The 14,209-nt window shown below is 41.3% G+C and carries 15 protein-coding genes; 9 read left to right on the top strand and 6 right to left on the bottom strand.

Translation table 11 applies throughout. The features are described from left to right. Positions 1 to 17 precede the first annotated feature (17 nt). Entirely contained in the window at positions 18 to 704 is a 687-nt protein-coding gene (locus J2Z37_RS06000; protein WP_209809315.1) for a CPBP family intramembrane glutamic endopeptidase, read from the top strand. 40 nt (positions 705 to 744) lie between these two features. Here J2Z37_RS06000 and J2Z37_RS05995 read toward each other — a convergent pair whose 3' ends face one another. Next, on the bottom strand, positions 745 to 2,127 hold the full coding sequence (locus J2Z37_RS05995; protein ID WP_209809314.1) for a glycine--tRNA ligase: 1,383 nt from the start codon (positions 2,125 to 2,127) through the stop codon (positions 745 to 747). A 400-nt stretch (positions 2,128 to 2,527) separates the two neighbouring features. On the opposite strand from J2Z37_RS05995, the gene J2Z37_RS05990 reads away from it, so the two are divergent. From J2Z37_RS05990 to nikR, 6 genes are all read left to right on the top strand, one after another. Next, positions 2,528 to 2,746, top strand: a complete 219-nt coding sequence (locus J2Z37_RS05990; protein ID WP_342453787.1) for a YozQ family protein — start codon at positions 2,528 to 2,530, stop codon at positions 2,744 to 2,746. A 222-nt stretch (positions 2,747 to 2,968) separates the two neighbouring features. After that, the gene (locus J2Z37_RS05985; RefSeq protein ID WP_209809313.1) at positions 2,969 to 3,916 is read left to right on the top strand and encodes an ATP-dependent DNA ligase; all 948 of its coding nucleotides are present in this window, start codon (positions 2,969 to 2,971) and stop codon (positions 3,914 to 3,916) included. Positions 3,917 to 4,604: 688 nt separating this feature from the next. Further along, on the top strand, positions 4,605 to 5,012 hold the full coding sequence (locus tag J2Z37_RS05975; protein WP_209809311.1) for a hypothetical protein: 408 nt from the start codon (positions 4,605 to 4,607) through the stop codon (positions 5,010 to 5,012). Positions 5,013 to 5,178: 166 nt separating this feature from the next. Continuing rightward, on the top strand, positions 5,179 to 5,877 hold the full coding sequence (locus J2Z37_RS05970; RefSeq protein ID WP_209809310.1) for a DUF421 domain-containing protein: 699 nt from the start codon (positions 5,179 to 5,181) through the stop codon (positions 5,875 to 5,877). A 13-nt stretch (positions 5,878 to 5,890) separates the two neighbouring features. Next, entirely contained in the window at positions 5,891 to 6,382 is a 492-nt protein-coding gene (locus J2Z37_RS05965) for a hypothetical protein (protein WP_209809309.1), read from the top strand. Between the two features lie 170 nt (positions 6,383 to 6,552). Next, positions 6,553 to 6,999, top strand: coding sequence for a nickel-responsive transcriptional regulator NikR (gene nikR / locus J2Z37_RS05960; protein WP_209809308.1), 447 nt, complete (start codon positions 6,553 to 6,555; stop codon positions 6,997 to 6,999). Between the two features lie 98 nt (positions 7,000 to 7,097). Here the strand turns inward: nikR and J2Z37_RS05955 are convergent, their stop codons facing one another. The 4 genes from J2Z37_RS05955 to J2Z37_RS25980 all read right to left on the bottom strand — a co-directional run bounded on the left by J2Z37_RS05955 (position 7,098) and on the right by J2Z37_RS25980 (position 11,293). Beyond that, the gene (locus J2Z37_RS05955; RefSeq protein WP_209809307.1) at positions 7,098 to 7,907 is read right to left on the bottom strand and encodes an ABC transporter ATP-binding protein; all 810 of its coding nucleotides are present in this window, start codon (positions 7,905 to 7,907) and stop codon (positions 7,098 to 7,100) included. A 122-nt stretch (positions 7,908 to 8,029) separates the two neighbouring features. Then, complete coding sequence (locus J2Z37_RS05950) at positions 8,030 to 8,188, bottom strand: hypothetical protein (protein ID WP_209809306.1); 159 nt, start codon at positions 8,186 to 8,188, stop codon at positions 8,030 to 8,032. 96 nt (positions 8,189 to 8,284) lie between these two features. Next, positions 8,285 to 9,964, bottom strand: coding sequence for a single-stranded-DNA-specific exonuclease RecJ (gene recJ / locus J2Z37_RS05945; protein WP_209809305.1), 1,680 nt, complete (start codon positions 9,962 to 9,964; stop codon positions 8,285 to 8,287). Positions 9,965 to 10,069: 105 nt separating this feature from the next. Continuing rightward, on the bottom strand, positions 10,070 to 11,293 hold the full coding sequence (locus J2Z37_RS25980) for a PASTA domain-containing protein (RefSeq protein ID WP_209809304.1): 1,224 nt from the start codon (positions 11,291 to 11,293) through the stop codon (positions 10,070 to 10,072). Positions 11,294 to 11,478: 185 nt separating this feature from the next. Here J2Z37_RS25980 and J2Z37_RS05935 point away from each other — a divergent pair, with 185 nt between their 5' ends. Beyond that, positions 11,479 to 12,369, top strand: a complete 891-nt coding sequence (locus J2Z37_RS05935) for an NAD(P)-dependent oxidoreductase (RefSeq protein WP_209809303.1) — start codon at positions 11,479 to 11,481, stop codon at positions 12,367 to 12,369. A gap of 32 nt (positions 12,370 to 12,401) precedes the next feature. Continuing rightward, positions 12,402 to 12,959, top strand: a complete 558-nt coding sequence (locus J2Z37_RS05930) for a TlpA family protein disulfide reductase (protein WP_245203598.1) — start codon at positions 12,402 to 12,404, stop codon at positions 12,957 to 12,959. A gap of 11 nt (positions 12,960 to 12,970) precedes the next feature. Here J2Z37_RS05930 and J2Z37_RS05925 read toward each other — a convergent pair whose 3' ends face one another. Continuing rightward, entirely contained in the window at positions 12,971 to 14,080 is a 1,110-nt protein-coding gene (locus tag J2Z37_RS05925; RefSeq protein WP_209809302.1) for an AbrB family transcriptional regulator, read from the bottom strand. Positions 14,081 to 14,209: the final 129 nt, after the last annotated feature.

Here is a 14,209-nt window from a genome sequence, read left to right as displayed (position 1 = left end):
TCCAAAAGGTGGACGGAATGATTCTTTTTGATATTCTATTACTAGTTGGGACGATCATAGCAATCGAATACATATTGAAAGGGTTATTTTCATATTTTAAGTTTGATGAACCTTTGCATCAAAGGTTTCTGTATTTTTTACTGATGGGTGTCTGTTTTCTCGTGATCGTTTCGCTTGAGCGGCAGCGTGGAATATTCACTCCGATTCCGATTTCATGGGACCTAGGGGATCTTGCGATTGCTACGATTTTAAGTATAACTGGATTGGTTGTCTTGTTAATCGTTTTTCGTATTGTATACAACTCAATTCCGAGAGAGACACAGCGAACAAGTTTTTACATGGAAGAGACAAACTATTATGCATCCATTCCTAAATGGTACGGAATTATCTTGTTAGCATTCAGCTCGGGATTTTTTGAGGAATTGATTTTCCGTTACTATATTATTGATCGAGTAGGCATGATCACTGCACACCTCGATTGGGCGGTAGGGCTTTCTTCTTTACTTTATGGTCTGATCTACCTCCCACGCGGATGGATGAACGCTTGTTTTGCTGGAATTATAGGTTTTTTGCTAGCGGTCTTGTTCATCCTCACAGAAAACATCTTGTTTGTTATCCTAATTCACATTGTTTGGAAATTAATTTCTTTAACCATGCTGCAAAATCGAGGGAATCATCTTATTCATCGGTTCCCGATTTCATAAATAAAAGACACTCTATCCGCTAGAGTGTCTTTTATTTGGTTTAAAATTGAATTTTTGATTCGATAAAGGCTTTCAGTTCACTAATCGGCATTCTTGTCTGTTCCATTGTGTCACGGTCACGTACCGTTACCTGTTGATCCTGCTCAGATTCAAAATCATAGGTTATGCACAAAGGTGTTCCGATTTCATCATGGCGGCGATATCTTTTTCCGATGGAGCCGGACTCGTCGTAGTCAACCATGAAATGCTTGGCTAGATCTTGGAATACGTTTTGTGCCCCCTCGGATAATTTTTTCGATAAAGGAAAAATTGCTGCTTTGAAAGGTGCAATTGCAGGATGCAAATGCATGACGGTACGGCTGTCGCCGCCATCCAACTGTTGTTCTTCGTAGGCATCAATGAAGAAGGCCAATGTTACCCGATCTGCACCCAGTGATGGCTCGATACAATATGGAACATATTTTTCATTTGTTTCTTGATCAATATAATGGAAATCTTCGCCGGAATGCTCCATATGCTGTTTAAGATCATAATCTGTCCGATCAGCGACTCCCCACAGTTCGCCCCAGCCAAATGGGAATTTAAATTCAATATCCGTTGTTGCATTACTGTAATGAGAAAGTTCATCTTCGGAATGGTCACGAAGACGGATGCTTTCCTCTTTTAGCCCAAGGGAACGCAGCCATTGATGACAGAAATTACGCCAGTATTCAAACCATTTTAGGTCTTCTCCTGGTTTACAGAAGAATTCGAGTTCCATTTGCTCGAATTCCCGAGTCCGGAAGGTGAAGTTCCCAGGAGTAATTTCATTTCGGAAGCTCTTTCCAATTTGTCCAATTCCGAATGGCAGCTTTTTCCTCATGGTTCGTTGGGCGTTCTTAAAGTTTACGAAAATCCCCTGTGCTGTTTCTGGACGAAGATAAATTTCGTTGGCCGAGCTTTCTGTTACACCTTGGAAGGTTTTGAACATTAGATTGAATTGACGAATGTCGGTAAATTGATGGGCACCGCAGTCTGGACAAGCAACGTTGTGTTCTTTGATTAATTCGGCCATTTGTTCGAAAGAAAGCCCATCAACAACCATTTCGATACCTTTTTCAGCCAACACATTTTCAATTAATTTGTCGGCACGGTGGCGTGCTTTACATTCTTTACAGTCGATCATTGGATCGTTGAAGTTTCCCACATGTCCTGACGCCACCCATGCTTTTGGGTTCATTAAAATTGCTGCATCAAGACCAACGTTATAAGGGGATTCCTGGATAAATTTCTTCCACCAAGCACGCTTAATATTGTTCTTTAGTTCTACGCCAAGTGGGCCATAATCCCATGTATTAGCCAGCCCACCATATATTTCGGAGCCTTGAAAAATAAAGCCGCGATGTTTTGCTAAAGCCACAATTTGATCCATAGTTACACTCATGTTTCTGTCCTACTCCTTTATTTTTTAATGAAAATAGAAAAGCCCTCATCCCAAAGGCATAATGATGCCTAGGGACGAGAGCTGTTGCACCCGCGGTTCCACCCTAGTTGACAGGCAATGTTTGCTTGTCCACCTTGATTTGTCTACAGCTCCGGTTTGCCGTTTCCCTGTGTCTTTTCCCGGGCTTCCACCATCCCCAGGTCGCTTTCTGAAAAGAGAATACAGGTACTATTGAACCATCTTTGCCGCGATTATACTTTTATGGACCTATTTTACTGATGAAAAGGGGAAATGTCAATCTGTGAAAAGTGATAATGCTTGCTTCTAGACAAATACATAAAAAGTGGTAATCATTGGGACAGTATATAAAGAGATTTCCTATTTGAAGGGAGCCATTGATGTGGAAAATAAAAAAATTGCAACAAACGATAAGTTGGCAGCTAAAAATTATGAGGTAACTGATTACCAATCTGGTTCGGAGCTTGAAAACGGGTTGGCCGTGACACATGAACAGGTGTCTGACGTCTATATGGAAGGAACCGTTGATGCGACCATAGAAAATTATCAGGGTACTGGAGAAGATGTCAAGATCCCCGAGGAGGGCTTTGAGCAAGGTTGAGGTGCTACTATGGGGACAGCGTTCAGACCGGACTCAGGAGACGCTATTTCTGAAAAAAAGATCATCTTTTATGGGGTTCCGGACAGAGGAGACGCTATATCGAGATTTTAGGGTCAATTATGGAGATTTTTATGCAAATAACGGCTTCTGAGTCCGCCAAGACAGGAACCGATGCACACCTCACTTATAATAGTCAAAAAAGAAGGAAATTAGGAGTTTTCCATGCAACTACAACCCATTATTCCATTTGAGCCGATAACTACAGAAGAACTGCCTGACGGTGATCAATGGATTGCACAGGTAAAGTGGGATGGTGTACGTGTTCTTACATATTACGATGGTCAGAAGGTTCGGCTTTTTAACCGGAAAGCCAATGAGCGCACACTCCATTATCCTGAAATAGCAGATGTAAAGTCATTTTGTACGGCGAACTCTGTTATTCTGGACGGGGAAATCATTGCACTAGGTCAGGATGGGAAACCCTCCTTCCACGAGGTGATGCGACGTGATGGGATTCGGAGGATGGAGCAGGTAAAACTTGCGCAAAGGGCCGTGAAAATTACTTATATGATTTTTGATGTGATTTTTTATAACGGTCAGTGGATTAATCAGAGGCCCTTGAAAGAAAGAATCGATGTGCTTTCAAAAATTATTATGCCGAAGGATTATGCACAACTGGTCATGACCTATTCCGATGCCGATGCTTTATTTGAAGTGATTAGACAAAATGGTATGGAAGGCATTGTTATCAAAGACCTTGCAAGTCATTATGCGATTGCTGGCAAAGATAAACGATGGCAGAAGAAAAAGGTAATTAAGGATCTTTATGCGGTAGTTGGTGGAGTGACTTATCGCGCGGGTATGGTCAACGCCCTTTTACTTGGACTCTACGATGAGAAGGGACAACTTTGGTACATTGGGCATGCGGGGACGGGAAAATTGACACAAGAGGATTGGAAAAATATCACTCAGATTGTTGAGAAACTAAAGATCGAAGCAAAACCTTTTACTAATATTCCTGAAAGAAGCAAGGAGGTTACTTGGATTAATCCCGTCATAACAGTGAAAGTAAACTATTTAGAATGGACTACTAAAGGGTCTTTACGGCAGCCTAGTATTCAATCTTTAGGAAATGCTGATAAGGCCAATTGCACATTTAATCAGATTTAGGCTTGCATCAAAACCACGTAAATATTAAAAAAGAAACGCATAATTAGTCAATTTCGCCGCATAAAAAGAAATTATTGTGGCGTTCCACCTTGCTGAGAGCAGAATTTGCAATTTCTTAAAGGTTAAGGTATAATAAGATATTGACTTCACTTCATTCTCCAAGTTAACAAAAACCCCATATAAATCACATGATGTAATTCACATAGTTATTTTTCCTGGCTGACTTAGTATTATTTATGGATATAGTATTCCCCTGGATCGGTCTTCGGAGCCGTAAGGATGAAAGAGAGGTAGGGCTTTCATTTCTAGGAACTGCAGGGGTTTTGGTTAATGTTAAAACTCTCGTTAGATATGAAGCAATGGGACGAGCCTAAAAGGCTGGTCCCTTTTTTGCCTAAATTTTTCTGGATTTAGACAGCTATACAAGCATAATCATCAGGGGCTCATAAAATAAAAGTACATTCATGGGGAAAGGGGGAGAGGGAATGAGCCTATTTGCAGGTGGTCTTTTTAACGACGAAGAGTTTTTAATTGTTCTTGTTTTGTTTATCCTGTTAGTGATTATTGCTGCAGGAGCCTAAGGAATAAAGGGAATACCTCCTCAAATAAATTGATCGGATCTGGACAGGAAGAAATCTCCCTGTCTTTTTTTATTTTAGTAACAAATACTATCCCTGAGGTGATTTTCTTGTTAAGAACTTGCATTATCCTTTTAACCCTCGTTTTTATTCTACAACTTTTTGGACAAGTCGCTGAAGCCTCGGAAATTGAAGTGTTTGATGTTAGTCGGGGCAAGGTTGTTAAACACATCGTCAATACCCCTCAAGTACAACAAGAGATAAAAAATATGGTGTATACTATCACCGGCATGGTATCTGATTTGAAGATTGAACCTAACGATGGGTACTTAGTAAAGATCCCCATGGAACCACCTGTCATGATTAAAAATCAATGGATGGACCTTTATGCAGAGGAACTAATTTTGTTCCTCAGTCCCACATCTGAACCTAAATTACTGATATTTAGTGATGAGAATCGGCCATACTTTGTGCATTTTAATTACGACATTAGTTTCCTCTTGTTAGACACTATCTAATTTTTGTAACATAACTGTAACAGCTTGGTTACTTAGCTTTAATAAAACTATGGTACATTTAAATTAATTCAATTGATACCCCCTTTCATTTAAATAATCGGACCACCCCATAGAGGGTGGTCATTTTTTTTGTTTAATTGCAGATAATAATCTGGGAGGGATGATATTGGATAAAGCATTGCTGGAGTTGTTTTGGGAAGTTCCGGTGATTTTTTTAAGCCTGCTTTTATTGACTAGGCTTCAGGGGAAAAAGCAAATTTCACACATTACCTATTTTGATTACATAACCGGAATAATTATAGGTGATGTCGCCGCAGGTGTGTTGGCTGACCCTCACATTTCCTTGGGTAGATCCATGCTTGCTTTAGGACTTTTAAGCGGATTAACGATTTTGGCTTCTTATATAGCGGAGAAATCAAGGAAAGTCAGAAAGTTGACGGAAGGAGAGCCAAAAATCGTAATCAAAAACGGAAAGATCCTAGAAAATAATCTAAAAAAGCTTCGGCTTGATTTGGATAATTTACGAATGTTGCTAAGAAAGAAAGATGCTTTCTCTCTTGCCGAAATTGAATATGCGGTAATGGAAACAGATGGCAGCCTTTCGATTTTGAAAAAAGCAGAACATATCCCGGTAACCCCTCAGGATCTAAACTTGAAACCTACGAAATCTACACCTTCCATTGAGTTAATTATTGATGGGGAAATCGATGAGGAAAAACTCAAAGAGTACGGTAAATCGAAAGAATGGTTAATGGGCACCTTAAAGGATAAAGGGATTGAGTCTGTTGAAGATGTTTCTTATATGGAGGTAAATCAACAGGGCGATGTTTTTATAGATGAAACAAACGACAGAACAACAACTTAGAGGTGGTGTAAAGATGAAGTCGTTAGCTTATACCTCATTACTATGTGCATCGTTAATTTTTAGCGGGTGTGGGTATCAAGGAAATAATGCAAAGATGAATGTGGAAAGTAATCATGCCAAAGCAGAACATAAAATAAATGTGGAATCCACCAAGTCTCTTCATGGTAATGGCGTTTCGACTCAGCTTGAAAGCTATATCAATCACGGTGGGTCAAGGAAAACAAAGGCTTTAATTCTTGGGAATACAGTGATTATCGGAAAAAACCGTGGGGAATTGGGAACTAAAAATAAAATTGCGAACAGTATTGATGGGGTTAAAGGAACGAACTTTCAGGACAATCCCAGTACGATTCAAAATTTGGTAGGAAAAAATACTCGTGTTCTTGTGGTGACAGATCCAAAGGCTTTACAAGCAATGGACCGGGTAAAAACGAACTTGAACAGCGATGCGCAATCGACTACTTTAAATGCAGATTTAGAGATCATTCTAAAAAATGCGAAATAGCATCATTTTATAAACACCCAGTCATAAAGAGACTGGGTGTTTATTTGTGCCCTATTTACAAAAAATGTGCCACTTTGTTACATTTAAGAAGTAAATTTATTTGCGGAAATTTTTGGCGCGAGTATTTGGGGAAAATTAGCATTTTGGGTTGGGATGAAATGGAGGGTGCTATGAAGGAAAAGGAATTAAAAGAAAAAGACACGTTGGTTCGCTTCGGGGTTTCCATGCCCGACGAGTTGATGAAACAGTTTGATGAGAAAATAACAAAACAGGGTTATACTAACCGTTCGGAGGCGATTCGTGACCTTGTCAGAAAGTCTCTGTTGGATACAGATTGGACGAAACTAGATCAGGTTGTAGCTGGAACCATTGTGATGGTTTATGACCACCACATTAGTCATTTACCTCTTTATCTAATGGAACTGCAGCATGATTTCCATCACGAGATCATCTCCACGATGCACGTGCACCTCAATCACGATCAATGTCTTGAAATCCTTGTAGTAAAAGGTCCTTTACAGCAGCTGCGCAAATTGCATCAGATGATCCAAATTCAAAAAGGTGTGGCCTATGCTGAATTGTCAGTGACCCATTTGGATGGGGTTGAACGCGATTAGTTGGCAAATCTGCACTTAACATCGATTCTGGAGCACATGGTTAGGGACAGAGGATCCTTTTGGAATCCACTGTCCGCTTCCCAAAACCAAAATTGAACTTAGCTCCTGACTTCCAATTCCTCACGCAACTTGACCCATGCTCGTCCCAGATTCCACTCAACTTCCAGGGGAAGTCCCAGTCCATCGGAAAGGATGGTATCGGTAATCACCTTGTCCTTTGTGCCTGCAGCTACAACTTGGCCTTCTTTCATAATTAGGGCATGTGTAAAGATTGGACAGACCTCTTCAATATGATGGGTAACATAAATCATTGTCGGCCCATTGGGCTGTTTCCCTAGTGCATCAATGGCAAGCAGTAAATTTTCGCGGGAGTATATATCTAAACCAGTACATGGTTCATCCAAAATTAATAGTTTGGGGTTGGCCATTAAGGCCCGGGAAATCATGATTTTTTGTTTTTCCCCTTGAGAACATACCCCGAAGCGACGCTCTGCAGTATGTTTTGCACCAAGTTTGGTTAGAATGACCATAGCCTTCTCTTTGTCCTGATTGGCTACGGAATCGTAGAGACCGAAGGTGGCAAATTTCCCACTCATGACAACATCAATCACGGTATGAGAGGGAGAAATGGAATCTGTCAAAGACGTACTGACCCATCCAATAGACTTGCGCAGTTCGCGTAAATCAACAGAGCCAAAACGTTTTCCTAACACTTCAATCGTAGCACCGGTACCTGCTACAGGCCACATATAGCCGTTGATCATTTTTAATAGGGTGGTCTTTCCGGCACCATTCAGACCGATCATGGCCCAGTGCTCCCCAGTATTTACATCCCAATGGATATCCGATAAAATCATTCGTTCATCACGTTTGAAAAAAACATTTTCTACATGAATTATATTCCCCATGATCCTTCTCCTTCTCATTCTTCTGTCTGAAATATACGAATTACATACATTTTGCCATTTTGGTAACGATTTGAAAAGAGTTTTGCTGAAAATAAAAGAAAAGCAGCCCATAAATGGACCGCTTATGACTCTAATTTTAATTCATCCTCATGGACCCAGTAAGTTTCTAATTCAGAAAATCCTACTTCAACCTGGCTAGATGCCGGAGAGTGCTCAGTGACTGTTCCTTCACCAAGGGTTTTATGTTCTACTCTTTGACCTGTTTGAAACACACGCTTCATGGGGAACCTCCCTTTCTATAAATAGGAATCATAGCTCCTTCAGGTCTTAGTGTTGGATATTTTGATCCTAAACATGTGTGCTAGCCTCATGAGATCTCACATAACCCATTGTGGTACGATTTGCATCCCATTCCAATAATCACTATATTCAAAGCTTCCAAAGTACGTCTGTTGTCGATGAAAGGAAGCTCTGGAAGCATTGGACCACATAGCAAAAGGGATTTGCAAAGCACCGACCTGCAATTTTCCAATCTTTTGCTCTTCCTTTAACTGGCGACCCGGCAGCAAGGTGCCATCAATGGCCCATTGTACAGCTGGGAATCCTTGACCGAACGGCTCCAATTTAGCTAATACTTCAAAAAAACGATCCACTGGCAGACTATTCATGTCTAGTTTCGTATCAAAGCGATGTACCCGTTGCCAAACTTCCTCCGGATAGCTGGCTAGTTCGGCATCTAATGCGTGGAAGAAGTCATCGACTGTACTTTCATCATCAAAGGTAAGTCCGGCCGCTGTGGCATGTCCGCCCCATTTGCTGCCAATGAAATGTTGATATTTCTCCATCAATTGGAATAAATGGACACCCTCGATGGAACGGGCAGATCCTTTAATTTTTCCCTCGTGACGCGCAAGACAAAAGGTTGGTTTATAGAATCGTTCCACGATTTTGGAGGCAGCAATACCTACCACTCCTTCATGAAAGGAGTCATCGATGATTGCGAGTACGTGCTGATAAGGGGAGCTCTCCGCTTGCTGCATGCCAATTTCCACAACATGCTCCTGTGCTGCTTTGCGTTCATTGTTTCGCTTTTCTAGTTCTTCTAGGATACTATTGCAGTATGTAGGATTTTGGGAAAGCAGTAAATGGACAACGGGATCTGCATCTTTCATTCTCCCAGCCGCATTTATTCTGGGACCAATCGAAAAACCCAAAGTTTTCGTGTTTATTTGTTTCCATCCCAGTTTTTGTTTCATAAGTTGAAATGCTAGTCTTTGTCCCTGTTTTATTTTTTCTAGACCGAGGCGAACGTATATCCGATTATCACCTCTCAGTGGCATAATATCGCAGACGGTACCCACAGCGACTAAATCAAGTAAATCCTCTGTAACCCATTTTGGTGGGTTTTTTCCTTGGCATTCCCAGATTGCCTTCATCAGTTGATAGGCGACTGTACAACCACAAATTCCATGATCCGGGTAATCTGTTACCATCGGGTGAACAACGGCATATGCGTGTTGGGGGAAGGTTTGCTTTGGTTCATGGTGGTCTGTCACAATTGTATCTATGCCGACTGCTTTTAATTCGGCTATTTGCTTATCGCTGGAAACACCACAGTCGACTGTAATCACAAGATTGGGATTCATCGCTAGTAGTCTTGGCAGGTTTGCATCATTCAGACCATAGCCCTCAGAGAAGCGATCAGGAATTAGATATTCTACTTCGAAACCATAGTGGTTTTTTAAAGCGGAAAGTACAGTCATTACAACGGTGGCCGCAGTTGTTCCATCCGCATCGTAATCGCCAACAATAACGATTCGTTCTTTTTGATAAAAGGCTGATTTTAAGCGGTCTACAGCTTGATAAATTGGCGCTCCAAAGGCCGTACTGGGTGTTGTATCGGCAAGCGTGCCGTGAAAGAAGTGGTGAAGATGATCAACGCTATCAACGCCACGCCGAAGCAAAATCGGTCCAAAGATTAATGGGATGTTATTGTCTGCAAGCCAATTCTTGATTTCTCCTGGAACAGGAGCAGGATCAAAGGCCTTCCATAACATGGTTTCCCCTCCTGTATGTCTGTCTATGAATCTTCCAAAGTTCATAGTAACTATCTTAACAAACAGGAGGGAAATTGAATAGGGAACGTTTTTTTATTAGGTCTGCTACGGGGATTCAGGTGCAGGGCCTTTACTCACCCAGAAAGAAATGGTGTCTCCTTCTTGAAAAGTTTCTCCAGCATTTAAATTTTGTTTATATACATGGCCTTCTGGGTAATTGGCATACTCCAGAAAATATTGATAATGTAATCCATGAGCAAGTGCTGTTTGTTCCGCCTCTTCTTTTTTCATTTTTTTTAGGTTTGGCACGATCATTGCTGGACTGGTATAGGCAGCACCTTGTTGGATGATTACAGGATTTTCTAGTTCATAAGGGGGGGCTTGTTCCTGTTCCTCCGCATTATACTGCGTTTCTTGCGGTGATGAAGGGGCTGCTTCCAACGCTTGAGATTTTGTAGGATCAGGATCTTCTGCTAGCAGAGACCAGGTATAACCGGCTAATCCGAATAAAGCAAGGGTTACTGCGATTCCTCCAACGAGTCGAATTCTTTTCCCAGCCCGTTCCTTTGGGTGAAGGTGAAGATGTTCCTTTTCTTGACGCACCGGATCATCCATTTGAGTAGGGGAAGGAGGACGGTTATCATTTTCCTTTAGGGACAATAACTCCCCAAATTTTTGGATGACTGTAGCCAAAGGATGGTCCACAGAAAGGGATGAATGACAAACCTGAAGAATTCTTTCCCGCACGGCCGGCGATTCATTTTCAAGCGATTCGGAAATATGGTGAAGTATATCCTGTGACTGGAGAGGGATTTCCAGAGAATCGGTTTGTAATTGATAGAAGAGTGAAACTAGTCCGTTTTTCCCTCTGCCTTGTACATCCCCTTCTGACCAATAATTAATAATTGCCGGTTCCCCTTCAGATATCCAAATGTTTTCTGCGGTTACGGAAAAGCCACGGATCCGAAGTTCTTGGGAGCGCTGTATAATTTTTCCGATTTCATAGACCAATTTAATCTTTTTCCAAAGGGACCATTTTTCAGTAGGAATCTTGGCTAGTGGATGACCTGAGCGTGCTTCTAGCACTACAAATACCGATTGATTTAATGGACTTATATCAAGAATATGCAGTAACCCTTCATCGGAAACCCCCGATACATCGGCAATTCTTCGTACATATTCCTCGGGAATCATCCCTTTTCGCCCCGAGATTTGATAAAGGAAAATAGTCCGCTGCAAAGATAGATCTTTTCCAATGTGGAGAGATCCGCTCGATGACGCTAAGAGCTTTTTATCTACCTGATATCTTGCTGCGTGAGAATGTCCCACATCAATTCCTCCTCGTAAAGGCATATTATATATTCCTTCGTATATTTTTTTGTTTTATGACGGTTTGAAAGGCGATTTTTAGGCGGTATGCCGTTCAATGGGGGATCTATTAAAGTATAACCATTTTGAGGTATAATAGAATGAGATTTCAATTTTTGGTTTAAAATAGAAAGGAGAGAATCTAATTGAAAAAAATTGGGTTTGTAGGATTGGGTACAATGGGGGCGCCAATGGCATCCCATTTATTAAAGGCAGACTATGAAATCATTGTTTATAACCGTACAAAGGAAAAGGCAGACGAATTAATTGCAAAAGGCGCGGTATTTGCGAATTCTCCAGCAGATGTCGCTCGTCAAAGCGAAGTTGTTTTCACCATGCTGACAGCTGATTCTGCTGTAGAACAGGTTGTTTTGGGAGCAAATGGAATCCTTGAGGGAGCAAATGAAGGACTGATTGTTGTAGACAGCAGTACGATTTCTCCGAAGACAAGCAAGAAACTTGCGGCTGAATTAGCGAAAAAAGGGGTAGAAATGTTAGACGCCCCTGTTACTGGAAGTGAACCACAAGCGATTGAGGGAGTTCTTACCTTCATGGTAGGTGGGAAGAGTGAAGTTTACGAAAAATGTGCTCCATTATTTGAAATTATGGGGAAAGCCTCATTCCATATGGGGGAGAACGGTGCAGGCTCCTATATGAAACTCGCAAATAACACCCTTGCAGCCATCAATTTGTTGTCATTATCGGAAAGTTTGATTATGGCTACCAAGTCAGGGATTGACCCAGAGCTATTTGTAAAGGTTGTAAGCGGTGGCGGTGCACGAAGCGGAATGGTAGATAATAAAACTGGAAAAATTATTAGCCGTGATTTCCGTCCACATTTTGCAACAGCTCTCATGCATAAGGATCTAACATTGGCTACAGATCTTGCGGCCGAATTGAAGCTGCCTGTTCCTGTTTTATCGCTAGTTAGACAAATGCTGCAAATGGCGATTAGCAACGGGTTTGGTAATGAAGATATGTGTTCCGTGATTAAGTGCTATGAAGAGTGGGCAGAAATAGAAGTAACAAGTAAATAGGAACGTTGTTTTAAATAGAGGAGAGAGTGACATTGCGAAAAGCTACGACGATCATTCTCACTGTTGCAGTCGTTTTGACAGTGATCTTGTACATGAATCGTGCATCGGAAAATAATGAAACGACACAGGCTCCAGAGACAGAGCAAGGTCAAGGCTTTGCACAGCAGGTAGGAAAACAAGCCCCTGGATTTGAGTTGAAAGGTTTAGACGGAAAAACTTATACCTTAGAAAATTTACAAAAACCTGTGGTACTTAACTTCTGGGCATCCTGGTGCGGGCCGTGTAGAATAGAGGGTCCAGAACTTGTTCGATTGTACGAGGAATACAAGGACGATTTGGAAATCTACGCTGTAAACCTTACTGAAAATGACTCCGTTGAAAAGGCGAAGGCGTTTAGTGATGAAATGGGATTTACTTTTCCAGTCCTGCTAGATGAGAAAGGACAGGCATCTAAGCTATATCAAATTCAAGCGGTTCCCACAAGTTTTTTCATTTCCAAAGATGGAGTGATTACAGATCAAATCATTGGATTTGGAAATCCTGAAGAATTAGCCAAGCGATTTAAAAAATTGGTAGAAGAAGCAAAATAAAACGAGGGTTTTTAGATCCTCGTTTTTTCCATTCTTTGCTCACCGATTTTGGCCATACTAGATGCTCGAACTTTATTAATAAACCATTTTAAAAAGGGTGGAACAAGAAAAAGAATGAAAAGAACTCTAAAAATTTGGTATGCTGCGACCATTGATAAATTAGCATTTACCTCATGAGCAGTAACTCCCATTTCGGCAATGCCCCCAGGTGTCGTGGCGAGAACCGCAGTGTAAAGCGACATCGAATAAAATAAGGTAATTAGCCAGCCCAACAACAAGGAAAAGCCTACAAGAGCAAAACAGGAAAAAATTGTATAGGGAGCAAATCTCCTCCAGTTGGAGAGGCTTGAGAAATTCATCATTAACCCGATATATGCACCTACCAAAATTTGAGCGGACAAAATAATGAAAGAAGGCAATGGGGGCGCCTGTATCCCAGCAAGAACAAATCCGGCAGTTAGCAACAGCGGCCCCAGTAAGGGTGCGGTAGGTAAGCCGATTTTCTTTCCCAATCGGGCTCCGATCCAAACAATAAATAAATAAATTGGATATGCATACCATGATAAAAGAAAAGACGATTTAACTTCGGTTGGAGTGACCTCAGTCCGCAGTCCAATTTCCCCTAACCATCCGTGACCAAGAATGAAGGGCACTGTGAAGATGACAATCATTAGGCGAAAGGTCTGCATGAAGGTTACAATTGTAGTATCGACCCCTTTTAATTCCTCTCCCAGAATGACCATTTGTGACAAACCGCCTGGTACTGATCCGATGATTCCACTAACGAAGTCGACCCTAGCCCCTTTGACAACTAAATAGCCCATGAAGAAGCTAAAGCCGATGGTTAATATCGTGACAATTAGCATGGATGGCAATTGGTAGGTAATTTGTGTAAGCGTTCCCCAAGTAAAAGAGGATCCTAGCATATAACCTAAAACCATCATTCCGAGATCACGAAATTTTGATGGCCAGCATAACTTTCTTTTGGTCAATAGCTTCCAAAGCATCGTAGCGGTCAAAGGTCCCAACAGCCAAGCTAATGGGATGGTTAAGAAATAAAAGATCAATCCACCCAGTAGGGAAACAAGAAACGTTTCAAAGAGGGAATAAGGTAATTTCAAAGATGAACACAACCCTTCTTTCTGGAATACTCATCCTTTATTAAACTCCCGATTAAAAATTTTGTAAATAGTTCCAAAAATAAAAGACAGATCTCCGTGGTATCTTAGAGAGATCTGTCTAGGCAACTG

This window comes from Ammoniphilus resinae (assembly GCF_017873965.1).
GTDB classification, from domain to species: domain Bacteria; phylum Bacillota; class Bacilli; order Aneurinibacillales; family RAOX-1; genus Ammoniphilus_A; species Ammoniphilus_A resinae.
The sequence above is the reverse complement of the archived record's forward strand: the minus strand, read 5'-3'. Positions and strand labels throughout refer to the sequence as shown.

What these genes read in the sequence shown, in the direction of transcription:
- J2Z37_RS06000 (WP_209809315.1), top strand. Translation starts at nt 18, where the DNA reads ATGATTCTTTTTGATATTCTATTACTAGTTGGGACGATCATAGCAATC.
- J2Z37_RS05995 (WP_209809314.1), bottom strand. Translation starts at nt 2,127, where the DNA reads ATGAGTGTAACTATGGATCAAATTGTGGCTTTAGCAAAACATCGCGGC.
- J2Z37_RS05985 (WP_209809313.1), top strand. Translation starts at nt 2,969, where the DNA reads ATGCAACTACAACCCATTATTCCATTTGAGCCGATAACTACAGAAGAA.
- J2Z37_RS05965 (WP_209809309.1), top strand. Translation starts at nt 5,891, where the DNA reads ATGAAGTCGTTAGCTTATACCTCATTACTATGTGCATCGTTAATTTTT.
- nikR (WP_209809308.1), top strand. Translation starts at nt 6,553, where the DNA reads ATGAAGGAAAAGGAATTAAAAGAAAAAGACACGTTGGTTCGCTTCGGG.
- J2Z37_RS05955 (WP_209809307.1), bottom strand. Translation starts at nt 7,907, where the DNA reads ATGGGGAATATAATTCATGTAGAAAATGTTTTTTTCAAACGTGATGAA.
- J2Z37_RS05950 (WP_209809306.1), bottom strand. Translation starts at nt 8,188, where the DNA reads ATGAAGCGTGTGTTTCAAACAGGTCAAAGAGTAGAACATAAAACCCTT.
- recJ (WP_209809305.1), bottom strand. Translation starts at nt 9,964, where the DNA reads ATGTTATGGAAGGCCTTTGATCCTGCTCCTGTTCCAGGAGAAATCAAG.